At 63.0% G+C, this 22,280-nt stretch carries 18 protein-coding genes; 12 read left to right on the top strand and 6 right to left on the bottom strand.

Annotated elements, in window-relative coordinates:
• The first annotated feature begins 38 nt into the window (after positions 1-38).
• The 4 genes from moaA to Q4G32_RS03540 all read left to right on the top strand — a co-directional run bounded on the left by moaA (position 39) and on the right by Q4G32_RS03540 (position 3,465).
• A complete protein-coding gene (gene moaA / locus Q4G32_RS03555; RefSeq protein ID WP_303349565.1) occupies positions 39-1,154 on the top strand; it encodes a GTP 3',8-cyclase MoaA in 1,116 nt (371 codons plus the stop codon).
• 1 nt (position 1,155) lies between these two features.
• Positions 1,156-1,446: a MoaD/ThiS family protein gene (locus Q4G32_RS03550; protein ID WP_303349290.1), complete on the top strand. Its 291-nt coding sequence runs from the start codon at positions 1,156-1,158 to the stop codon at positions 1,444-1,446.
• A complete protein-coding gene (locus Q4G32_RS03545) occupies positions 1,443-2,054 on the top strand; it encodes a molybdenum cofactor guanylyltransferase (RefSeq protein ID WP_303349289.1) in 612 nt (203 codons plus the stop codon). The genes Q4G32_RS03550 and Q4G32_RS03545 overlap by 4 nt, the downstream gene beginning before the upstream one ends.
• 67 nt (positions 2,055-2,121) lie before the next feature.
• Positions 2,122-3,465, top strand: a complete 1,344-nt coding sequence (locus Q4G32_RS03540; protein WP_303349288.1) for a molybdopterin molybdotransferase MoeA — start codon at positions 2,122-2,124, stop codon at positions 3,463-3,465.
• 88 nt (positions 3,466-3,553) lie between these two features.
• On the opposite strand, the gene Q4G32_RS03535 is transcribed toward Q4G32_RS03540, so the two are convergent.
• On the bottom strand, positions 3,554-4,057 hold the full coding sequence (locus Q4G32_RS03535; protein WP_303349287.1) for a DUF456 domain-containing protein: 504 nt from the start codon (positions 4,055-4,057) through the stop codon (positions 3,554-3,556).
• 73 nt (positions 4,058-4,130) lie between these two features.
• Complete coding sequence (locus Q4G32_RS03530) at positions 4,131-5,567, bottom strand: phytoene desaturase family protein (protein ID WP_303349286.1); 1,437 nt, start codon at positions 5,565-5,567, stop codon at positions 4,131-4,133.
• Positions 5,568-6,319: 752 nt separating this feature from the next.
• Here Q4G32_RS03530 and Q4G32_RS03525 point away from each other — a divergent pair.
• Together Q4G32_RS03525 and Q4G32_RS03520 are read left to right on the top strand one after the other, a co-directional pair.
• The gene (locus tag Q4G32_RS03525) at positions 6,320-8,242 is read left to right on the top strand and encodes a BCCT family transporter (protein WP_303349564.1); all 1,923 of its coding nucleotides are present in this window, start codon (positions 6,320-6,322) and stop codon (positions 8,240-8,242) included.
• A gap of 72 nt (positions 8,243-8,314) precedes the next feature.
• Positions 8,315-8,926 carry a lytic transglycosylase domain-containing protein gene (locus Q4G32_RS03520; protein WP_303349285.1) on the top strand — a complete coding sequence of 204 codons (612 nt, stop codon included), beginning with the start codon at positions 8,315-8,317 and terminating at the stop codon, positions 8,924-8,926.
• 200 nt (positions 8,927-9,126) lie between these two features.
• Here Q4G32_RS03520 and Q4G32_RS13910 read toward each other — a convergent pair whose 3' ends face one another.
• Together Q4G32_RS13910 and Q4G32_RS03515 are read right to left on the bottom strand one after the other, a co-directional pair.
• A complete protein-coding gene (locus Q4G32_RS13910) occupies positions 9,127-9,336 on the bottom strand; it encodes an SdpI family protein (RefSeq protein WP_368660361.1) in 210 nt (69 codons plus the stop codon).
• Between the two features lie 157 nt (positions 9,337-9,493).
• A complete protein-coding gene (locus Q4G32_RS03515; RefSeq protein WP_303349284.1) occupies positions 9,494-14,434 on the bottom strand; it encodes an NAD-glutamate dehydrogenase in 4,941 nt (1,646 codons plus the stop codon).
• Between Q4G32_RS03515 and Q4G32_RS03510 the strand changes: the two genes are divergently transcribed.
• Positions 14,341-15,501 (top strand): glycerophosphodiester phosphodiesterase family protein, encoded by a 1,161-nt coding sequence (locus tag Q4G32_RS03510; protein ID WP_303349283.1) that lies wholly within the window; start codon positions 14,341-14,343, stop codon positions 15,499-15,501. The genes Q4G32_RS03515 and Q4G32_RS03510 overlap by 94 nt on opposite strands.
• Here Q4G32_RS03510 and Q4G32_RS03505 read toward each other — a convergent pair.
• Positions 15,483-16,067 (bottom strand): histidine phosphatase family protein, encoded by a 585-nt coding sequence (locus Q4G32_RS03505; RefSeq protein WP_303349282.1) that lies wholly within the window; start codon positions 16,065-16,067, stop codon positions 15,483-15,485. The genes Q4G32_RS03510 and Q4G32_RS03505 overlap by 19 nt on opposite strands.
• A gap of 96 nt (positions 16,068-16,163) precedes the next feature.
• On the opposite strand from Q4G32_RS03505, the gene Q4G32_RS03500 reads away from it, so the two are divergent.
• The 4 genes from Q4G32_RS03500 (at position 16,164) to Q4G32_RS03485 (ending at position 20,599) form a co-directional block, all read left to right on the top strand.
• Entirely contained in the window at positions 16,164-17,183 is a 1,020-nt protein-coding gene (locus tag Q4G32_RS03500) for an aldo/keto reductase (protein ID WP_303349281.1), read from the top strand.
• A 186-nt stretch (positions 17,184-17,369) separates the two neighbouring features.
• Positions 17,370-17,813 carry a DUF350 domain-containing protein gene (locus Q4G32_RS03495; protein WP_303349280.1) on the top strand — a complete coding sequence of 148 codons (444 nt, stop codon included), beginning with the start codon at positions 17,370-17,372 and terminating at the stop codon, positions 17,811-17,813.
• A 296-nt stretch (positions 17,814-18,109) separates the two neighbouring features.
• A complete protein-coding gene (locus Q4G32_RS03490; protein ID WP_303349279.1) occupies positions 18,110-18,646 on the top strand; it encodes a DUF2617 family protein in 537 nt (178 codons plus the stop codon).
• Positions 18,647-18,694: 48 nt separating this feature from the next.
• The gene (locus Q4G32_RS03485) at positions 18,695-20,599 is read left to right on the top strand and encodes a bifunctional sugar phosphate isomerase/epimerase/4-hydroxyphenylpyruvate dioxygenase family protein (RefSeq protein WP_303349278.1); all 1,905 of its coding nucleotides are present in this window, start codon (positions 18,695-18,697) and stop codon (positions 20,597-20,599) included.
• A 120-nt stretch (positions 20,600-20,719) separates the two neighbouring features.
• On the opposite strand, the gene Q4G32_RS03480 is transcribed toward Q4G32_RS03485, so the two are convergent.
• On the bottom strand, positions 20,720-21,151 hold the full coding sequence (locus tag Q4G32_RS03480; RefSeq protein WP_303349563.1) for an acyl-CoA thioesterase: 432 nt from the start codon (positions 21,149-21,151) through the stop codon (positions 20,720-20,722).
• A gap of 310 nt (positions 21,152-21,461) precedes the next feature.
• Here Q4G32_RS03480 and Q4G32_RS03475 point away from each other — a divergent pair, with 310 nt between their 5' ends.
• Entirely contained in the window at positions 21,462-22,067 is a 606-nt protein-coding gene (locus Q4G32_RS03475; RefSeq protein ID WP_303349277.1) for a YdcF family protein, read from the top strand.
• Positions 22,068-22,280 lie beyond the last annotated feature (213 nt).

Genomic DNA, 22,280 nt, shown 5'->3' with positions numbered 1-22,280 from the left:
CCTGAGGAGAGGTGATCGCGGTGACCACCGCACTGGGTATGCCCACTGTGCGTACCCGTTTGGAGCCCTCCCCCGCTGATCCCGCACGTGGCCTGGTGGACCGGTTCGGCCGCCGCGCAACAGATCTGCGGATCTCCCTGACGGATAAGTGCAACCTGCGCTGCACGTACTGCATGCCCGCCGAGGGCATGCAGTGGCTGCCACAAAAGGACCTTCTGACCGCTGCGGAGATCCAGCATCTGGTTCGGGTGGGTGTTGAGCATCTGGGTGTCCGCGAATTGCGGCTGACGGGTGGCGAGCCTCTGATCCGCGCGGACCTTGAGCAAATCATTGCCGGGGTGCGCAGCGACCATGCGCAGTTGCCCATCTCCATCACCACCAATGCCATCGGCCTGGCTGATCGTGCCGCCGGTCTCAGCCAAGCGGGCCTGACCCGCTTGAACGTCTCACTGGACACACTCAACCCGGAGACCTTCAAGCAGTTGGCTCGCCGGGACCGCCTGAAGGATGTGCTGGGAGGCGTGGAGGCCGCCGTCGTAGCGGGGTTGACCCCGGTCAAGCTGAATGCCGTGTTGATGCGTGGGGTCAATGATCACGAGGCCCCCGATCTTCTGACGTGGGCCTTGGCACGCGGGTTGTCCCTGCGCTTCATTGAGCAGATGCCGCTGGATGCCGATCACGGGTGGACCCGGGATGGCATGGTGACGGCGCAAGAAATCCGGGACGCGCTGAGTACCCAGTTCCACCTGACACCACACCCGGCCGACCGTGACGGCGCCCCCGCTGAGCTGTGGGACGTCCGCGAACGCACCCAGGATGACCCCACGCCCGCAGAATCACTGCCCGTGCTGGGCACAGTGGGAATCATTGCCTCCGTCACCGAACCCTTCTGTGGGGACTGCAAACGCACCCGCATCACCGCCGAAGGTGAAGTGCGTTCGTGTTTGTTCTCCCATCAGGAGTTCAGTCTGCGTGATCTGCTGAGGGAACCGTTGGGCTCTGGCGAAACGGGGGAACAGCGGGACCGTGCCATTGCCGACCGGTGGCGTGCGGCCATGTGGATCAAGCCCGCCGCTCACGGAATGGACCATGTGGGGTTGGATTCGGCCGACTTTGTGCAACCTGAACGCTCTATGTCTGCTATTGGAGGATGAGTTGACAGAAGATTCCATGGTGACCGTGCGGTACTTTGCCGCAGCCAAGGCTGCCACCGGAGTGGTCTCCGAACGCATCGACCTGGAGCATGTGGACGGTGGTGCCACCCGCGGTGGCGTGGAGAACCACTTGATCTCCCTGCATCCGGAGGCACCCACTGGCGAACGGCCACTGGCCGAGGTGCTGGCGCGCAGTTCTTTTCTGCTGGATGGCCAGTCTTGTCCCACCCCGGACACCCCGATCCACGGCAACGCCACCCTGGACGTGCTGCCACCGTTTGCCGGCGGATGACCTCCCCCGTTCATGCGCAGGCCGTGGTCCTGGCCGGGGGGCGGTCTTCCCGGTTGGGCGGCACCCCCAAGGCTCTGCTCCGCGCGGTGGAGACCGGTCCCACTCTGGTGGAAAGCACGGTTGGTGACCTGGTGGCTGCGGGACTGAACACGGACGACGTCGTTGTGGTGGGCCCCCCGGAACTACCACCCATGCCTGCCTTGCGCACGCGGGAGGAACCGCCGTTTGCGGGACCGGCCGCAGGCATCGTGGCCGGCCTGCGGGCACTGCAAGCTGCGGGCGGCACTGCGCCGTGGACCCTGTTGTTGGCCTGCGACATGCCCCGCGTAGGTCAAGCCATCACCGCGCTGTTGGGCGCTGCTCAGGAGGCGCAGCCGGACGTCCGCGGGATAGTGGTGGTGGATGACGGTCGGCTCCAACCGTTGGCGGCGATCTACCGCAGTGCCGCATTGTTGGAAACCGTGACGGATCAGCCGAGCGTGAACCGCTCCGTGCGCTCACTGGTGGGAACGCTGTGGGACAGGCAACTGACGCTCACCGGGGCCACGGATGACGTGGACACGTGGGACGATGTCGAAAGGTTTGGACTGCGTCCTCCGCAGGACTGAGCTGAGCCGCACCGCGAGCACTCCCGTGTGTTCGTCGTAGCCCCACCACTTCAGGAGCCACGAACCCATGACCGAACCCACTGACGCACGCAACCAGGACTTGCCACCCACCGTCTCCCACGCCACGTGGGAGACGGCACGCACCACCGCCCACGCCGCTGCTGCACCGCTGCCGGAACAGTGGCTGCCCCTGAGCGAAACCATTGGCGAAACCCTGGCCCAGGACGTCACCGCCCAGGTCCCCCTGCCCCACTATTCGTCATCCGCCATGGACGGCTGGGCGGTCAACGGGCCGGGCCCGTGGACCGTTCTGGTGCCGGAACCCGAAGAGGATGACCCCCGCCTGACCTGGGCCCGAACCGGCAACGAGCCCGTGGAACGGGTGACCTCCGTTGGACCCGACCAGGCCACCGCCATTGTGACCGGCGGCTTGGTGCCAGAGGGTGCCACCGCGGTGCTGCGCTCGGAATGGGGCACGGAGTTTGACGGCCAGTTGGTCCTCAACGACGACGCCGCCCCCGGTGCACCTCAGCCCGGCCAGCACATCCGACCGGCCGGTGAAGAAGCATCCGTGGGGGATGTCCTGCTCTCTGCCGGTGTCCGGTTGAATCCAGCCCATGTGGCTTTTGCCGCCGTGACCGGACAAGACATGTTGCCGGTGCGTAGGCGCCCCCGCGTGACCCTGTTGCTGACCGGGGATGAGGTGGATGAAGCCGGGCTGCCGGAACCCGGCCGGGTTCGTGATGCCTTTGGCCCGCAACTACCGCAGTTCGTGCACCTTCTGGGCGGACAGGTGGATGCCGTCCACCGCCTGGGTGATGACCTGGAGGTCTTGACCGAACGGCTCACGGTGGCTGAAACGGGCGCGGATTCAGTCCTGGACTCCCGGGCCCAGCTGATCATCACCACCGGTGGCACGGGTGGTTCCTCCGTGGATCACCTGCGTACGGCACTGGCGGATTCCGGGGCACACCTGATCGTGGATGAACTGGCCCTGCGCCCGGGGCACCCGGCGGTGCTGGCGCGCATGCCGGATGATGGACCCTTTGTCCTGGGGCTGCCCGGGAACCCCTTGGCGGCCATGACCGCCCTGATGCTCCTGGGCGCTCCCCTGCTGGCGGCCTTTGGTGGTGCCGGCCTGCCGCCCACGGTTGAGGTCTCCCTGACACGGCCGGTGGATGCCTTCAAGTCAGTTCGCCTGCTGCCGGGGCTGGCCGCCACCTCCGCTGCCACTCTGGACTCGAATGCCTACCCGTGGGCACGGTCGTCCAGGCCATCCGCAGCGCCCTTGGCTCATGCCGGAGCCAATATGATGCGCGGCTTTTCCCAGGCCAACGTGCTGTTGGTGATCCCACAGGAGGGTGTCTCGGAAGGAGGGACCGCCGTCGCTGTGCCTCTGCCGTGGTTGTGACCCTCAGCCCGCCCGAGATCATGGGGGACGTAGCTTTTTGAGCTGAAAACGGGACGTCCCCCATGATCTCGGCGCTTGGAACGAAGGATCAGGCGGTGCGGACAAACAGGGAGACCGCGCAGACCACAAACGTGGAGGCGGCCACCAAAGCGCAGGTCAGTTCCACCAGGATGCCAATGCCCATGGCTTTGGCCGCCACCCAGGATGACTCCACTGCTGCTTGCAGGTTCTTCTGCCGGTAGGTCTCGGAGGCCAGCAGGCCCACAATGAACCCCACGAACAGCCCCACCACGGGGATCACAAACACGCCCACAATGGCTCCGATCACCCCGAACAGCAAGGATCGATTGGGGATCTGGCGTTGCTTCAGCCTGTTACCCGTCAGCACCCAGGATGCGGACATGCCCGCAATCACCAACATGCCGCCCAGCGTCAGAGCTATCCAACCCTCCACCGCTTGAACCACCACGGCCCAGATGATCAGCCCGATCAGGATGGTGATGGAGCCTGGCAGGATCGGCATGATGATTCCGATGGTGCCCACCACAATCAGCATCACGGTGACCATGGTGGCGATGATTTCAGCTGTCATGGGCCCATCCTCCCACCCTTTGAAACACGGTTTGAGCCGCAAAGACGCCGGTTCAGTGGCCCAAAAGCCTGTTTCAAACGCATCCAAGATCCCGCAGCGCAGTCTGGGCAGCGTTGTAGCCGCACATTCCGTGCACACCCCCGCCGGGCGGCGTGGACGACGAACACAGGTACACACCCGGCGCACCAGTGCGGTAGGGATTCAGAGTGGGCACCGGCCGAAACACCTGCTGTAACCCGCTCAGGGCACCGCCCCCAATGCTGCCGCCCACCAGATTGGGATTCATGGCTTCCAGGTCACTGGGCGAATGATCCACCCGCTGCAGAATCCTCTCCTGGAAACCCGGAGCGAACCGCTCGATCTGTTCCAGAATCCGGTCTCCTGCCGGATTGGGATTGCCTTGCGGACCGCGGTAGCCGTGGGGCACATGGGCGTAGGCCCACAGAACGTGTTGCCCTGACGGCGCTCGGGAGGGGTCGACGGCGCTGGGTTGGGTGACCATCACAAACGGCCTGTCCGGGAGCTTGCCGGAGGCGGCCAGCTTTTCGGCCAGGTTGATCTCTTCCAGAGTCCCACCCACGTGGACTGTCCCCGCTTGGGTTATCCGAGGGGCATACCAGGGCACGGGTCCATCCAGCAGTAAGTCCACCTTGTGTACGGCAACCCCGTAGCGCCACCTGTTCAACGCCTTGCGGTAGCGCTGGGGCACCTCCAACCCCTTCAGACGCAGCAGCTGGCGCGGCGTGAGGTCCAGCATCAGAATCTCCGGGTCCCCCAGTTCCCGCAGGTCGGTGACCTCCCGCCCCGTTTCGATCCGCCCACCGTGAGCGGTCAGATCAGCTACCAGAGCATCCACTATGGACTGCGTTCCACCCCGAGCCACAGGCCAACCATTGCTGTGCCCCAGGACGTTGAACAGGACCGCAAACGCGCTGGTCAATGGAGCGGACATGGGCAACGTGGCGTGGGCGGCCGCACCTGCCAGAAGTCCTTTGGCCTGATCCGTGGAGAAGACCCGCGCCAACCACGACGCCGACCACGGGGCCCTCACTCCGAATTGACCCATGGCCACCGGATGATCGGGCCATCGGAGCAGTGGTCCCAGCGCGCCACTCAAAATCTCTGAGACATGCCCCAATGGGCCGGCGTGCACGGTCCGCCAGGCGGCGTCGTCGTTTCCCAGGCCAGCAGCGGTCTGGTTCAGGTCCGGTAGGAGAAGACCGGGGTCCCGCCCATCCAAGGGGTGAGCCGCGGCGATCGGCGGGCGCAGCCATTCCAGACCGTGATCCTGCAGGCCCAGTGCGGTGAAGGCCGGTGAGGCAGCGCCGAACGGGTGGCAGGCCGCACCCAAGTCCACGACGGTCCCTTGGCCGAGTACATCAGCCGAGCGCGCGGCACCGCCCGCAGTTGACTGGGCTTCCAACACGGTCACCTGGTGCCCGGCCCTGGCCAGGACGCAGGCGGCGGCCAGCCCATTGGGACCCGAGCCGACGACCACTACACGCGACATTCACACCTCATACATCACTCAGCGCTGACGCCACGCCTGCGCCCAACGGCATGACTGCGGACATACCGCAGACCAGTCCCAGTTCAACCACGGCGCGGGGCTATGGCCGCCCGTGAAGATGTCCCGACACGGCATGACAAACGTAACGAGTGCGGGTGACAGCTGGCACTACGGCTGTGATGGACGGTCGGGAAGAGTGAAGAGCGCTTGCTAACCGTGTGAGCCACGTCAGCCTCCAACCTCTCCTTGGGAGATTCACTACCGACAGGAATTTTCATGCGCGCTCTTCAAAATCTTCTGGTATTTGCACTGTTCATCATGGCCCTTGTAGGCGTACTCATGATTTTGGCGTTCGCGCCGGTCGAAACCAGTTTTCTCCCAGTCTGGCTCAACACCACACTTGAACTGTTCCCTTCGCCAGGTAGCCCTAGCGGCGCCTTGAGCGCCTTGGGCCTGATCCTGCTCATCCTGGTCAGCGCGGGAGGTGTTTGGGCAACCTCGCGGTCAGCTGGTCCCGCCTCCACGGACTAATGCGCCCAGGACTTCATGGGCCTCCAAATAATCACCGGTCACTACCCGATAGGCACTACTCCCCGTGGTCTCAAGAATCTCCGGCGCCGGGTCGGCGACACGCGTTTGCTAAATTCTGATGCCAGCTCTTTCTCTGTCGTCCCTACCACTCCCGGAGGAGTCCCGTGAGCACCACCAACTCTGCACCGCTCTCCCCTGAGCCACCCGGAACCGGGCAGGCGATGGGCGCACCGCAAGAAAGCACCACCAGCGAATCTGTCTTTGAGCAGTCCCCAGAGACCACCCAGGAGCGCCAGCAACGCTTACTGTCCAAACTCAAGGACTCTCTGACACGAGAAGAACCGGAAACCAAGTACGGCCTGGACAAGGTGGTGTTCGGTGTTGCCGGTGTACTGGCCATAGCCTTTGTGACCTGGGGCTTTGTGAATCCCCACAGCCTGGGGACAGTCTCAGACGAAGCGCTTGCCTGGACCATGGCGAACTTCGGCTGGCTGTTTGTGATCGCAGCCTCCGTGTTCGTGTTTTTTGTGGTGTTCGTGGCGCTCTCCCGATTCGGCAAGATCCCCCTGGGACGCGACGGTGAAGCGCCCGAGTTCCGGACCAGTTCCTGGATTGCCATGATGTTTGCCACCGGTATGGGCATCGGCCTCATGTTCTACGGCGTGGGTGAGCCGCTGTGGTTCTACATGTCTCCCCCGCCGGGAACCGTGGATGCCCAGTCCGTGGAGGCTGCGGCCACCGCCATGGGAACCACCCTGTTCCACTGGACTCTCTACCCCTGGGCCATGTATGCGCTGGTGGGCCTGGGCATGGCCTACGGAACCTTCCGGCTGGGCCGCTCCCAGCTGTTCTCCTCCATGTTCACGTCCCTGTTCGGCTACAAGGCCGTCAACGGTGTGGGCGGGCGGATCATCAACATCCTGGCCATTGCGGCAACGCTGTTCGGCTCCGCCTGTTCACTGGGGCTGGGTGCCCTGCAGATCGGTGGTGGCCTGCAGGCCACGGGTCTGTTCGAGCAAATGACCTCCACCATCCTGGTGGCCATCATTGCCGTGCTCACCGCAGGTTTTGTGGCCTCCGCCGTGTCCGGTGTGGCGCGCGGGATCCAGTGGTTGTCCAACATCAACATGGTCCTGGCCTTGCTGTTGGCCGTGATCGTTTTTATTGGTGGACCCACCCTGTTCATCTTGAACATGATCCCGTCAGCCATCGGCAACTTCATCTCCGAGCTGCCCGGCATGGCCTCCCGTACCTCCGCCGTGGGAGATGAGGACGTTGCCGCGTGGCTGTCCTCCTGGACCATCTTCTACTGGGCCTGGTGGATCTCCTGGACACCCTTTGTGGGGATGTTCATTGCCCGGATCTCTCGTGGCCGCACGGTGCGCCAGTTCATTGCCGGGGTGCTGTTCGTTCCCTCCGTGGTGTCCTTGATGTGGTTCGCCATCTTTGGTGGCGGCGCCATCGGCCTGCAGGAGCGCGCTGAACGTGCCGGGGACACCTCCGCCATGCTGGCTCAGCAAACTGCCGAAGGCCCGGACATCAACTTTGACCTGGTGCTCTTTGATCTGCTCAACGCACTCCCCGTACCGCAGATTGTGACCATCATCCTGATGGTGTTGGCGGTGCTACTGGTGGCGATCTTCTTCATCACCGGCGCGGATTCCGCCTCCATCGTGATGGGCGGGATTTCGGAGAATGGCGCGGTGGAGCCGTCCAAGGGCTCTGTGATCTTCTGGGGTGTGGCCACCGGTGCCGTGGCTGCAGCCATGCTTCTGGCCGGAGGCTCGGACCCCTCCGAGGCCTTGAGTGGCCTCCAACGCATCACCATTGTGGCGGCGGTGCCTTTTGTTGCGGTCATGCTGCTGCTGTGTGTGGCCATTTACAAGGACCTCAGCGCTGACCCGCTGGTGTTGCGGCATCAGCTGGCCAGCCAGGTGTTGGTGGATTCGGTGACCACCGCAACCGCCACCGTTGACGGCGAGCAGGTGGAGACCATTGAGCTGCAGACTGCCACCACCAATACCGGTCAGATTCCGGTGGTGATCGCCCAGGACGGCGACGTCAAGATCACCAGCCGCACCTTGGGTGTACCTGGATCGGCCCCGTATGAACATCGCACGGAGAACGACGACGACGCCCCCTGACACCCGTTCACCCAGGGAAAAGTACAGCATCCCGGTCAGTTCCAGCCAGCTTCATGGCCTACGCTGACCGGGATGTCTGCATCCTCAGCCAAAAAATCTCAAAAACCCAAGGGCAACAAGCCTCAGGGGTCAGCCTCTCAGACGGTCAAGGACAACTGGATTGCCTTGACCGCAGTGGGGTTGCTCAGCGTGGGTGCCGTAGGCGCAGTCATCCAGAACATGAACCCCGCCTGTGTGGACCGCAACGGCGTGATCCCACGGCAGTGGGCGGACGACGTCGTGGCTGCCGCCGAGGTCTCCGGCTTCTCCCCATCTGTGGTGGCCGCCCAGATCCATACGGAAAGTGCCTGGGACCCAGAGGCCGAGTCCCCCGTGGGTGCCTTGGGGTTGGCGCAGTTCATGCCGGAAACCTGGGAAATTTACGGACAGGGTGACATTGCGGATCCGGAAGCATCCATCCAGGCCCAGGGGTACTACCTGAGGGATCTGCGCAACATGATGGCTGGCCTGGAGCCTGCCAATGAGCAGGAAGAACTGGACCTGGTGCTGGCCTCCTACAACGCAGGACCCACCGTGGTCCTGGAAGAAGGCGGGATCCCCAACTTCCAAGAGACGGAGAACTACGTCTCCCAGATCAACGAACTGGCAGCCACCCGCTATGCCAACGTGTGTTCAGCCGAGTGACCCGGGCCAGGACCCCGTTCTTCGAAAACATGCGGTAGTGCACTTTTCGACCTGAAATCTGCACTACCGCATGTTTTGGTCAGTTTTTGAGGTTTTCATGACTCAGGTTCTTCTTTATTGTCTGAAGTGTTTCTTGCCGCCTGACTGGCACGATTGGCTGAGATGAAAGAAAATACAATGAAAGACATCAAGCCCAGGGCTCACATTGTCACAGAACTATAATTTTCCGTGCTTAACCAAAGAGCACTCGCCAATCCACCGATATTGAATGTGATCGCCGTAAATCCGGCAGTGATCAGCCAGATCGATGCGGCCTTGTGGCCGCGGCGCCACTGCTCGTCCCCGGCTAACGTATGACGCGACTTGATCCCTATGGATCGATTACGTTCAAGGGTCCCGTTCCGGCCCATGAACCCAACCAGAAGCGCAGCGCAGGCGCAAACTGTGGAGGCCATGGGTAGCAGCCACGCTGATTCATCCACGATTCGCTCTCCTCCACATCCCGAGGTCGGTGGGGTGGTCGATCTGGTCAGATCGACCACCCCACCCTCACACATCAACAGATTGTCAGTCCTGGACCGCGGCCCTCATGGTGCGCAGCGCCACGGACAGGGCGGCCAGGTCACCTGCTGGGTCCCCGGTGTTGCTGGCTGCGATGTCCTCCAGGGTGGAACGCAGGCGCGCCAACTGGGCTTCACTGGCCGCTTCCCATGCCTCTACACGATCCTCCGGGCTCGCACCGTCCACCCGCAGTGCCTGGGCAACCATGGCCACCAGGGTGGAGTAGACGTCCTCACGCATGGAGATGCGGGCCAAAGCCTCCCACCGGGTGTTCTGCGGAAGATCACCAATGCGCTTGAGCAGGGACTCGATGTTGAAGCGGTCGTAGAGCAGGAAGTACACCCGGCCCACCACTTCCAGGTCCTCCTCAGCCTGGGTTCCCAAACGGACCACGTCCAGTAGCGGGTAGGAGTCCAGCATCCAGGACCACTCACGAGCCAGGCCCTCCGGCACACCCTGACGCGTGGCAATCGCCAACAGCTCGTCATCCCGGGAAGCGGATTCGTGCCCCAGCAGCACGGTGTCACTGCTGCGCAGCCCGGCAATCGGTGCGTAGCGCTCAATCACATCCCCAATGGGATGGGAGGTTTCATCCCGGCTGAGCAGCCACCGGACGGAACGATCCACCAGACGGCGCTGATCCTGCAGCATCCGCACCCACAATTCGGTGGGAATTTCGGCCGGAAGATGGGCCACCTGATCCAGGTAGGGGTCGACGTCGAAAATCGCCACCGTGGCCAGGAACGCCTTGGCCAGGTCCCCGGCGGTGCAGGAGGTTTCGTCCATGGCGCGGAAGGCGAAGGACGCGCCTCCCACGTTGATCATGTGGTTGGCCACCATGGTGCACAGGATCTCCCGGCGCAGCGGGTGGGCTTGGAGGTCCGCACCAAAACGTTGTCGCACAGGTGCCGGGAAGTAGGCGTCCACCACGGAGGAGGTCCAGGGGTCATTCGCTAGATCGGAGTCGATCAGGGCTTCCGAGAGCTGGATCTTGGCGTAGGCCATCAGAACAGAAAGTTCAGGGGAGGTCATGGTGTCCCCATCCGCGATCCGCTGTTCCATGGTCTCCGTATCCGGGAGGAACTCGATGGCACGGTCCAGATCAGCGGTCTGCCCCAACCAGTCCATGAGTCGTTCGTAGGTGACCATGTAATCGGCGGCCTTCCACCGGTCCACGGTCAAGGTCACGTTCTGGGCCACGTTGGTGCGCAGCACCAGATCCGCAACATCATCCGTCATGGATTCGATGAACTCCGCCCGGGCCTCCACTTCCAAGCGGCCGGCGGTGACCATACGGTCCACCAGGATCTTGATATTGACCTCACGGTCAGAGGACTCCACCCCACCGGAGTTGTCAATGGCGTCCGTGTTGATCAGCACCCCGTTGCGGGCAGCTTCAATGCGCCCGCGCTGGGTGGCGCCCAGGTTTCCACCCTCACCCACCACCTTGACTCGAAGTTCGCTTCCGTCCACGCGGATGGCGTCGTTGGACTTGTCTCCCACCTCTGCGTGGGTTTCTTCAGCGCCCTTGATGTAGGTACCGATCCCCCCGTTGTAGAACAGGTCCGCAGGTGCTTGCAGGATGGCCCGCATCAGCTCAATGGGAGACAACTGCGTGGTGGATTCCGGTAAGTCCAGCAGAGTCCGGATTTCCGGAGAAATCGGGACGGACTTGGCCTCACGGGAGAACACCCCGCCGCCTACGGAAATCTTGGCCGAGTCATAGTCCTGCCAGGAGGAACGCGCCAAACCGAACAGTCGTTCACGTTCCGCGTAGGAGACTGCCGGGTCCGGATTGGGGTCCAAGAAGATGTCCCGGTGGTCAAAAGCAGCCACCAGCTTGATGTGTTCGGACAGCAACATTCCGTTGCCGAACACGTCCCCGGACATGTCCCCCACCCCCACCACGGTGAAATCCTGAGTCTGGGTGTCATGGCCCAGTTCAAAGAAGTGGCGCTTCACAGATTCCCAAGCACCGCGGGCCGTGATGCCCATGGCCTTGTGGTCATAACCAACAGAGCCACCGGAGGCAAAAGCATCCCCCAGCCAGAAACCCCGTTCCAGGCTGATGGCATTGGCGGTGTCGGAGAACCTCGCCGTTCCCTTGTCCGCGGCCACCACTAGGTAGGAGTCATCGCCATCGCGGCGTACCGTGCGCGCCGGTGGGACGGTGCGGTCAGGTGACCCAGCGGCGTCGTCGTCGCCAGTGCCCGCAGAAGCTGCGATCTCCAGGTTGTCCGTGACGTCCAACAGCGCGCCCACAAACTCCTTGTAGGCTTCCTCGCCTTCCGCAGCCCACGCCCCGCGATCGACGCCGGGGTCCGGCAACTGTTTGGGGAAGAAGCAACCCTTGGCCCCGTTGGGAATGATCACCGCGTTCTTGACCATCTGAGCCTTGACCAGCCCCAGGACCTCGGTGCGGAAGTCCTCCCGGCGGTCGGACCACCGCAGGCCACCGCGTGAGACGGGGCCAAAGCGCAGGTGGGTGCCTTCCACTCGCGGGGACCAGACCCAGATTTCAAACTGAGGGCGCGGCAAAGGGGCTGCGGAAATGCGCTGAGGGTTGAGTTTGAGCGCAATGGTGGGCCGATCCGTCTGGTACGCATTGGTGCGTTGCGTGGCTTCCACCACCTCCACCAGGGTGCGCAGGAAACGGTCGGCGTCCAGCGTGGGCACTTCCTCCAGAGCGGCAGATACCGCCGCCCGGGCCTCCTTGCGGGCTGCGGCCCGTTCAGCATGGTCCGGGGCGCCGTCGTGAGTCAGGAAACGGTCCGGGTCAAAGGAGGTTTCAAAGAGCTCCACCACAGCCCGGGTGACCCCCGGGTAACTCAGCAACGTTTGCGCCATGAACTCGAAGGAGTGCGGCACCCCCAGCTGCAGCAGGTACTTCACGTAGGCCCGCAGCACGGCAATGGTGCGCCAGTGCAGACGCTCCACCAGCACCAGGCGATCCAAGGCATCCGATTCGGACTGCCCGGAGAGCACGGCACACAGAACCTCCTCGATCAGGTCCTCGGTCCGGGCCTCCGGAGGACCCACCGGATCAACACCTGCGGGCAGCTCCACACCAAAGTCATACAACTGGAACTCGCGGCCATCGGCCGGTGTGATTTCGTAAGGTTTCTGGTCCAGCACGGTCATACCCAGGTTTTGCTCCATGGGCAGCATCTCCGTCAGGGTCAGCCTGCGGGTCAGGTACACGTTCAAACGAACCTGGTCCCGGTCGCCGTCCATGAGCGTGGCAACACGGACCTCCGCGGCCTGTTCAGGCTCCTGGCCGGAGAGCATTTCGCAGCGCTGCAGGTCGGCAATGGCCTCATCAATCTCGTAGTCCGCCCGGTAAGCCGGTGGAAAAGCCTCCGCCCAGTTGTAGGCGTACTCGCGGACTTGCTCACCGGAGAACTCAGCACCAATGGCACGGACCAACGCATCCGGCCAAGACCGCACCGCTGAGCGGATACGAGATTCCAGCTCGGGCATGTTCACCGGTGGCGGGGTGTCACCGGGCAACCTCAACCGGAAAAACACCCGGGCCAGCGCGGAGGAGGACAGCCGCACCTGGAAATCAACGTCCGTGGCCCCGTAGGTGTCCATCAGTACATCTGAAATCCGCTGCCGCACGGAGGTGTTGTACCGGTCACGTGGCAGGTAAACCACCGCGGAGACAAATCGCCCAAAAAGATCCGGGCGGACAAAAATTTTGGTCACACGCCGTTCGTCCAGACCGAGTACGCCCTGGGCCACGTCCGCCAATTCCGGAATCGACATGTGCAGCAACTCATCACGGGGGTATTCCTCCATGATGCTGAGCAGATCCCGTGCCGAGTGGGAGTCCTCCCGGAAACCGAACTGGGCCGCCACGGCCTGAATCTTGTCCTTGACCCATGGGGTTTCCCGCGCCGGGGTGGCATAGGCCTTACGGGCGAACAACCCGATCATCAGGTGTTCGCCATCCACTTGACCATCCGCGTTGAACCGTCGGATACCGATGTAGTCCAGGAACTCACTGCGGTGCACGTCAGACCGGGTGTTGGCCTTGGTGACAAACAGGGTTGCCGCATCCTTGGCGTGCTCCTGGGCCTGCTGGGTCAGCTGCCGCCGGTACGGCTTCTCCCCGGACTCGCTGAGCAGCCCAAGCCCGGTGTCTGGCCGGGAGACCAGATAAAGCTCCTCATCAGGGCCATTGAGGTCGTACTCCTTCATGCCCATCAACACAAAATTGCCATCCAGCATCCACCGCAGGAACTCCTGGGTGGCTGCAACGTCTCCCAGATGCAGATTTTCCCGCTGGTCCTGCTGCGCCAGACCGTCCAGGGAGACCACCAGATTTTCTACGGCATCGCGCATGGCTTGGTGATCCCGTGCGATCACGTCCACGTCCGCCAGCACGGGGCGGAGGTCTTGTGCCAGTTGGTGGGCGGCCTCCTGATCCAGTTCCCGGGTGAGGACCACCTGAACCCAAGACTCCACGGCGGTGGTCTCTCCCAGCGCGCCGACGGCGGGGATCACCTGGGTGTCACCGCTGGAGTGGGCCGTGACATCCGGAACCTCAGAAACCGAAGTCAGACCGCCCTGTTCGTCCCGGGTGACCCGGAGGATGGGGTGGACCACCAGGCGAGCGCCGCCCCACTTTTGCGCGATCTGAGTGTTGATGGTGGAGACCACGTACGGGACGTCCTCTGTCACCACGTACAGCACTGAACGTTGCGGCTCGCGCTCCACGTGGATCAAGGTCTGCCCAGCGTGGCGTTGCTGCGCCACGCGCCGGTGCAGGTCAGCCCGTTGGATCAGTGACTCAACCGGGCGAGTGGCCAGGTCCTCGTCCGAAACGGAGGCGTAGTACGCCTGAATCCATGCGTTCTCCCCCGAGAACTGGGGCGCCTGGGCCACCAGAGGCAAAACCCCGGTGTGGTCATCAACCTCGGCACGGTACTGGTCCTGTGTCACTGCTCGATCACGCCTTTGTGAGGGATTGTGAGGACGCGGAGGTCAGTTCCTGCCCCGGCGCGTCTGTTGGATACCTCACACACACTAGCCGCCACAGTGCGCTTGCCAAGAGGCGTGGGGTGCGATTCGCTGAGACCGTGCAGAATCCCGGACAACCTGGCACGGACAATCCTGCTTTCAAGCAGAAAGCGAACTCCGGGTGTGCTCCGAGCTTTGATCTCCAGTCCCACCGCGGGGGCCGCGGCCATTGGAGCGAAAGTTCTCTACATGCTTTCGGTCGTTCCCTGGAGTTGGGGGTGACCACTCTGGAGTTGGACACTCACCTGAGCGCAGACAATGTGGTGGTCGTCTGGCATGACCACCACATTGAGCCCATAGCCTTCCAGGACACCACACCGGCAGTGCCCCACGATCCTGCTTTTCCGTACGTGGGCGCCCGTATTCGAGAGCTGACTTTGGCTCAGTTGAAGACCCTCAACTGCGGATTTCAACAAGCTCCCGGTTTTGCGCAGCAGCAGGTGGTTGCGGGTAACCGGATGGCCACTTTGCGGGAGGTTTTTGATCTGGTGCGCGGCTACAACGCGCAATCCATCCGCTGGAACATTGAAACCAAAGTGGAGGACCCCGGCCAGTCTGCGCAGCGTGATGCCCTGGTGGATGCTGTGATCCAGGAGATCCACACCCACGGTTGGCCTCACCGCACACAGCTGCAGTCCTTTGACTGGGCTGCCTTGGACCGTGCTGCACGGGTGGTTCCGGAACTGGAATTGGTGGCCCTGGCACCGGCCCAGAACCCCGCAGGCGCGGGGCTGGAACCCGGGGAGGTCGCGGAGCGCGGCTACGCCGTGTGGTCCCCCGAACACGTACTGCTCACCGCCCGGAACATCCGCGCAGCTCACGGGCTCGGCCTGAAAGTGGTGCCCTGGACCGTCAATCAGATGACGGAGATGAACCACCTTCTGGACTGGGGCGTGGACGGGTTGATCACGGACTACCCCGCGCTTCTGCGCCAGGTGTTGGAACGGCGCGGCATGGCACTGCCGGTGAGTTACCGGCCGTCGTCGTAGTGATTCTGACCGGAATCCGCACCCGTGCCGTGCTGCGCCAGCCTCCCCGTGAGCTGCGCTGCGTCCACGGGCACCACCTCGGCATTGGCCACTCGTTGGGGTTCCGTACCTTGCAGGTAGGCCACAGCAAAGCGAATCAGCGCACCGTGCGCCACCATCAGGACATTGCGGCCCGGGAAGTCCCGCTGCACTGCTTTCATGGCGCGTAGGGCACGCTGAATCACCTGTTCTTCCGGTTCCGCCACCTCCAGAAGCCGCTGATAATCCTCCGGGGAGATTTCAGCAATGCTCTCCCCTTCATTCGATCCGAAGGAACGTTCCACCAGGTCCGCGTAGGTGGGCCCCAGTTCCACGCCGAGTTCCCGGGCCACTAGCTGCCCGGTTTCGCGCGCCCGGCTCAACGGCGAGGTCACCACCAGGTCCCAGCCCGGCTCCTGCCCGCGCATGGCCTCCGCCGCCGCCACAGCTTGCGCCCGCCCCGTGCCGTTGAGAGGGATGTCCGATCCCCCTTGCAAGCGCTGAGCGCGGTTCCAGTCGGTTTCGCCGTGGCGCATGAATGCCAGCACGCAGGTTCCTCCAGTGATCGGGGTGGTCCTTGGACACAAGACATGGGAAGACAACACGGGCACTTCAGATGGATGACATCCGCGCATAATGGCGGCATGAGCGCACCGGACTTCTCCACCCCCATTATCCCCGACAACACGACACCGTCGTCGGCAGCCGCCGGGGGTACCACGTCACCGCTGATTTACGGTGCCATGGCCCTGGGCGGCAGTTGGGACCGGTCCCCCATGACTGACGACGACGTCGCCGCTGGTTTCGCTGCCCTCGACACCGCCGTGCAGCTGGGGATCTCCGATATTGACTTGGCGGATATTTACACGGCGGGGAAATCCGAGACGCTGGTGGGGCAGTGGTTGGCGACCCAGCCCGACCGCCGCGAATCCGTCCGGTTGCAGACCAAAGCTGGCATCCGGCTACCTGGCAATACGGCTGCAGAACAGGCTCCCGTGCATTATCGCCTGGATGAACACACACTGCGCGGTGGGCTGGAGGGGTCTCTGGAACGATTGGGGGTGGATCATGTGGGTCGCTTCATGGTCCACCGGTGGGATCCGCTGGCTGACCCAACCCGCGTGGCTCGGATTTTGGATGCTCTTGTGGATGAGGGGCTGACGAGTGGGGTTGGTATCTCCAATGTTTCCTGGCATCGCGTACACATGCTGCAAAGACATTTGAACCACCCCATTCAGGCCATCCAGATGCAGATGAGTCTGGGGCATCGTGACTTTGTGGAGCGTCAGATCTTGGCCAACCATCCGGATGCCGCCACCGTGGACTTTGATGAGCAACTTTTGGATCAGGCTCACGCCACCGGTATTGAGATCCAGGCGTGGGGTGCTCTGGATCAGGGCCGCTACACGCGTCCGGCCGGCAGCAGCCCTGATCCCGCCACGGCTGCGCTGGTGGGGCAGATCAGCCAAGAGCTGGACACCACTCCGGAGTCAGTGGTTCTGGCATGGCTCATACGCCTACCGCAAGGTATTCGTCCCGTGATCGGTTCCAGCAATCCGCAGCGAATCCGAGCCTGCGCACAGGCCGCAGCAGTAACCGAACACCTCACCCAAGAGCACTGGTACGCGCTGCTAAATTCAGCACGCGGGAACAATGTTCCCTGAGCGCGCCTGCGCTGGATGAACTACGAACTTTCGTGGACGGTGTTTCCGGCTCAACGGCACAGCAGCGGAAATGGCACAGCGGCGGAAACGGCTCAGTGGCGCAGTGACGCAAATGGCCATGCGGACGGCGCTGAACACGCATACTGACTCAGAAGATCCCACCCTCAAGAATTTGGAAGGTGCACCATGGATTCAGTGGTACTCAGCACCATGTTGTATTCGGCGGCAGCGGCAGCCTCTTACGGTTTGGTGGGGCTACTCCTGCTGGCCCTGGGGTATTGGCTGATTGATCTACTCACCCCGGGCAAACTGCACCAACTCATTTGGGCAGATCGTAACCGCGGCGCAGTGCTGGTGTTAGGGGCCTCGATCCTGGCCATGGCGCTCATTATTCGTGCGGCCATCCTGGGCTCCGCTTCCGTACTGTGGTTGGGGCTGATCACCACCCTGATCTACGGTCTGATTGGGCTATTGCTGATGGCGGTGTCCTTCTTCCTGATGGACCTGCTGGCTCCGGGAAAGCTCGGTGAGTTGATTGTGGACGGTGAGCAGAAAATGCACCCCGCCGTGTGGATCACCGCCACCACGCACCTTGCCGTGGGGCTTGTGGTGGCTGCGGCGATCACCTGAGCTGCCTGAGCGCACATCATCACAGCCCGGCTACCGGCGTTACAACCCGGCCGACGTCGCTGCGGCTCATCCCACGCAACCCGCGTTCCCTCCCCAACCGGTTGCCGAGTTGTTGTGCACCGGAGATCTCCGGCCTGATCTGGGCTCATGCTCCATTCAGGGGTACAAACACAACGCACTCAGGCAACTTTCTTGCAGACCGGCCTACGCACACGTAATTTGCAAAGACACATGCGCGACCGTGACCTCACGGTGCCTCCACACCAGCCAGTCGTGCAGCGTGAGAGGAGCCCGTTGTGACCGCCACCCCTGCATACATGGACGCCCTGCGCTTTGACAGCGCCCAAGTGCTGCTGCCCGCCCAGGCTTCCCGGACCGTTGACCTTCCGGGTCCAGATGGGGCCACCGTGGAGCTGCGGCTGGTGGAATCCGGTCATCAGGTGGTGATCGCCCTCCGTGGGCACCGGTGGGTGGAGACCTTCACCGTTCCCCAAACCTCCACGGCTCTTTTGCCCATCACCGAGCATCGTGACCACCCGACCAGCGGCAGCATTGCCTACGAGGCCCGCTGCACGGTCACCGAACATTCGCAGCGCGGTCTGCAACGCCAACGGGCGCGGGTGGAGCAGGTGTGCAGCGCCTCCCTGGGCTACATCAGCCAGACGGTGGGCACCGATCTCCACACAGCTGGTTTGTGCATTTTCGGGTTCAACGACGACGACGAAATCCGCTGGCGCTCCTGGTATTGCAAACCGCAGGACAACAGGCTGGTACAAACCACCAGCACCGTATGGCTCTCCGCCTTTGACGCAAGGCTGCGCCGAGCAAGCTGAGCCCTCCTGCTAGGGTCCGGTACATCCGGCCCGCCCGCAGGAGGACGAATGCACACTTCAATCGCCACGGTATGCCTCTCCGGCACGCTGGAGGAAAAACTCACGGCCGCAGCGGCAGCCGGGTTTGATGGCGTGGAAATCTTCACCCAGGATTTGGTGGTCTCGCCCACCCCACCGGGGGAGGTACGGCGTCGTGCCCATGATCTTGGTCTGTCCCTGGACATGTACCAGCCGTTCCGCAACGGTGTTGAGCTGGCCCCGGAGGCTTTTCCGGACAGTTTGCGTCGGCTCCATCGCACGGGTGAACTCATGGAAGAATTGGGCACCGATCTTCTACTGGTGTGCTCCAATGTGGCACCGGATGCGGTAGCCGGGGATGACCTGGTGGCCGAGCAATTGCACCGGATGGGTGAGGCGGCGGCCGAACACGGTGTCCGGTTGGCGTATGAAGCCTTGGCCTGGGGCACCCACGTGAGCACCCACGATCACGCGCATCAATTGGTGGTTGCCGCCAACCACCCCGCCGTGGGCACCTGTCTGGACTCCTTCCACATCCTGTCCAAGGGTTCTGATCCGTCCGATATCCAGGCCATGGACCCCAACACACTGTTTTTTGTGCAGTTGGCGGATGCCCCCTTGATGCGCCTGGACGTGCTCTCCTGGTCCCGCCATCACCGAGTTTTTCCGGGGGAGGGTGACTTTGACCTGGTCAACCTGATGCAGTATCTGGTGCGTTCGGGCTACAGCGGCCCGGTGTCCCTGGAAATTTTCAATGACTCCTTCCGGCAGGCTGACGTTCGTCGCACAGCGGTGGATGGGCTGCGTTCACTGCGCTGGTTGGAGGACCAGACGCGCACCGCGCTCTGCGCGGAAGTGGCCGGCGGCTCCACCCAAGATCGGTTGGAACTGCAAGCACTTCCCAAGGTGGGAGCACCCTCCGCGTGGGATTTTGTGGAGCTGCGCACCACCGATCTGGGCCACACCACCCGATTGCTGCACCGACTGGGATTCCGGTTGGGTGGCCATCACCGCACCAAGGAAGTCCAAGTGTGGCTCCAGGGGCCCGTACGGGTGGTGGTTTCTGAAGCCGGGGACAGCACCCGCCGTGAACCACGCCTGGACCCGCGTGACCGCAGCGATCAGCAAGCTGTTGCGGAAATCTCCGGGCTGGGCTTCCAGGTGAGAGACCCGGCTGCTGCCTTCCAACGCGCCGTGGAGTTGGGCTGTAACCCCGTCCCGCGGGAACAACTGACCGGAGAGGTCACCCTCCACGGGGTGTACGCACCGGATGGTACGGAAATCTTCTTTGGGGAGGCCCCCACCGGGACCCTGCCGAACTGGCTGACGGAATTTGGGGTGGAGGGTGACCCACTGGGTGCCGGCGACCTCATCACTGGAATAGACCACGTGAATGTGGCCCAGAAATGGCAGCATTACGACGAAGGCGTGCTGTTTTACACCTCAGCCCTGGAACTTCTCCCCACCCCAGCTCAGGATGTCCCCGGGCCCTCCGGGTTGGTGCGTTCCCAGGTCATGCGCAGCCCAGATCACTCCATCCAACTTCCGCTGAACCTGGCCCCCACCGCCGCGGAAGAAGGCTCCTTTGTGGGGGTGGCCTACCCCGAGCACATTGCGCTGGCTTCCATCGACGTCAAAGAAGTGGCCCGTCGCGCTCGCCGTCGCGGTCTTGAGTTCCTAGAGGTGCCGGAGAACTATTACCGGGATCTGGTGACCCGTTTTGGACTGGATTCGGCCACCGTGGATGAACTGCGTGAACTGAACCTGCTCTATGACCGTGACGCCCACGGCGAGTTCCTGCACTTTTACACCCGAACCTTGGGGGATGTCTTCATGGAGGTGGTTCAGCGCGACGGCTACCGGGGCTTTGGCGCCGACGACGCCCCCGTCCGGTTGGCCGCCCAATACCGGCTACAGCAGCACACGGATGGCTGAGCACAGCGATCCAGAACAGGTCGGTTCAGAACAGGACTGTGAGCGCCCTCAGCCAAGTCGCCCAACCCAGCGGCCCGGATTCAGGGGCCGGGCGCCCTGGGTCGCTGAAACAGCAGAACGTCACCGAAACAGCGACGGCCCGGACCAGGGCTGCAAGACCGTCCGCTGTTGTTCGGTCAAGCGCAGAACTCGCTGCTCGGCAGGATCAAAGAACGCCAGCTGGGTGTGAGCCCGGACGCAGATCTGACCGGTGGCGGCGTCGTAAATCTCCAGGCCAAGGATCAAAGCTGCACCGGCAGCGCGCACAATCCACACCCGCACAGGCGCGGGCACGTTGCAGTACTCCAGCGCTTTGAGGTACTTGATGCGGTGCTCGGCAATCAGGGCCTGCGTTCCATCCGGCAGGGTGTCAAAAAGTGGGACCACGGGCGGAACCACCTGAACACCAGTGCCCACTGGCACTCCGAATGCCGCAATACGGGCCTCCTCCAACATGCGCACCACTTCCACGTTGTTGACGTGACCGTAGGAATCCATGTCTCCCCACCGCATGGGGATGTGCACAACAGCACCCGGCCCCTCCCCCAACTCGACCCCTTGTACGCGGGCATCAGGGGCTCCGGGACCGGTGTGGTCAGTTGCGGGGATATGAGGAAGATTTTGCGCGTTGGGCGTCGTCACGGGGCTGGAACTCTCCTTATGATGCGTAGCTGGGTTCGCTTGTTGCGCGGTTTCTCGGCAACTTGGTGATCGCTGAGATTCAGCGCCGTCCAGGATCGGCAAGCCCAAGATTATCCTTGGTGGAACATGCCACGCAGAAGGGGGCCGGACGTTGTTTTGGACGCGCCGAAAGTGGCGAATCGTGGGTACCGCCGCGGGCAGTGCCGTGGCCTTGACCTGTGCGTGGCTGCTGGTCTGCACCGGTGTGCTGCTGCATCCGCAGGTCACCCAGCAACCGGAACCCGCCGACGCCCTCCTGGTACTGGGTCCACCCGACCCACAACGCGTGGAAATCGCCGCTCAAATCATGGATGCAGGTCTTGCTCCCGTGGCTGTGGTGGCCACCCCGGACCCAGTTCCCGGCACCTGGCCCTCCGATGCCGAGTTCATGGAACGCCGCTCCTACTGCTCCGATGAATCACTGCCCTATGAGGTCATCTGCTTCAAGCCCAACCCCTCCACCACGCAGGGCGAAGCCATGAAGCTACGGGAGCTGGCGGAGGAACGCGGTTGGGACAATGTGATTGTGCTGACTTATCGGCCGCATGTTGCACGCGCCCAGGTCATCGTGGGGCGGTGCTTTGACGGCACCACGCAGTGGCCCACCTTTGACTACCAGGAAAACTACTCCCTGTTCAGCCGCGCCACATGGCGTGAGTACATCTACCAGTCGGCTGGCTTCCTGAAAGCCTGGGTCACCCCCGGCTGCGACACCCAACTGCCCTGGCAACCCAAAACTGGCGTCTGAGGCGGTCAGCCCGCGCTCCCACCGCCCACTACCGCCGTGAACCCACACACGACGACGTCGTCCCTCACCTCTCCCAAGCGCCCTCGATTGGCGTACCGCGCTGGGTGTGGGTATGCTTTCCGTCGTTGCCCAGCAAGGTCTTTGCCTTGTTGACACTACGCGCGAGTGGCGGAATAGGCAGACGCGCACGGTTCAGGTCCGTGTGCCCGAAAG

Source organism: Kocuria sp. (genome assembly GCF_030538595.1).
In the GTDB taxonomy this organism is placed as follows: domain Bacteria; phylum Actinomycetota; class Actinomycetes; order Actinomycetales; family Micrococcaceae; genus Kocuria.
This window is presented reverse-complemented; position numbering and strand designations above follow the sequence as displayed.

What these genes read in the sequence shown, in the direction of transcription:
- Q4G32_RS03525 (WP_303349564.1), top strand. Translation starts at nt 6,320, where the DNA reads ATGGGCGCACCGCAAGAAAGCACCACCAGCGAATCTGTCTTTGAGCAG.
- Q4G32_RS03545 (WP_303349289.1), top strand. Translation starts at nt 1,443, where the DNA reads ATGACCTCCCCCGTTCATGCGCAGGCCGTGGTCCTGGCCGGGGGGCGG.
- Q4G32_RS03500 (WP_303349281.1), top strand. Translation starts at nt 16,164, where the DNA reads ATGAGCGCACCGGACTTCTCCACCCCCATTATCCCCGACAACACGACA.
- Q4G32_RS03480 (WP_303349563.1), bottom strand. Translation starts at nt 21,151, where the DNA reads ATGCGGTGGGGAGACATGGATTCCTACGGTCACGTCAACAACGTGGAA.
- Q4G32_RS03540 (WP_303349288.1), top strand. Translation starts at nt 2,122, where the DNA reads ATGACCGAACCCACTGACGCACGCAACCAGGACTTGCCACCCACCGTC.
- Q4G32_RS03535 (WP_303349287.1), bottom strand. Translation starts at nt 4,057, where the DNA reads ATGACAGCTGAAATCATCGCCACCATGGTCACCGTGATGCTGATTGTG.
- Q4G32_RS03530 (WP_303349286.1), bottom strand. Translation starts at nt 5,567, where the DNA reads ATGTCGCGTGTAGTGGTCGTCGGCTCGGGTCCCAATGGGCTGGCCGCC.
- moaA (WP_303349565.1), top strand. Translation starts at nt 39, where the DNA reads ATGCCCACTGTGCGTACCCGTTTGGAGCCCTCCCCCGCTGATCCCGCA.
- Q4G32_RS03520 (WP_303349285.1), top strand. Translation starts at nt 8,315, where the DNA reads ATGTCTGCATCCTCAGCCAAAAAATCTCAAAAACCCAAGGGCAACAAG.
- Q4G32_RS03495 (WP_303349280.1), top strand. Translation starts at nt 17,370, where the DNA reads ATGGATTCAGTGGTACTCAGCACCATGTTGTATTCGGCGGCAGCGGCA.
- Q4G32_RS03510 (WP_303349283.1), top strand. Translation starts at nt 14,341, where the DNA reads ATGCGTTCTCCCCCGAGAACTGGGGCGCCTGGGCCACCAGAGGCAAAA.
- Q4G32_RS13910 (WP_368660361.1), bottom strand. Translation starts at nt 9,336, where the DNA reads ATGGGCCGGAACGGGACCCTTGAACGTAATCGATCCATAGGGATCAAG.
- Q4G32_RS03485 (WP_303349278.1), top strand. Translation starts at nt 18,695, where the DNA reads ATGCACACTTCAATCGCCACGGTATGCCTCTCCGGCACGCTGGAGGAA.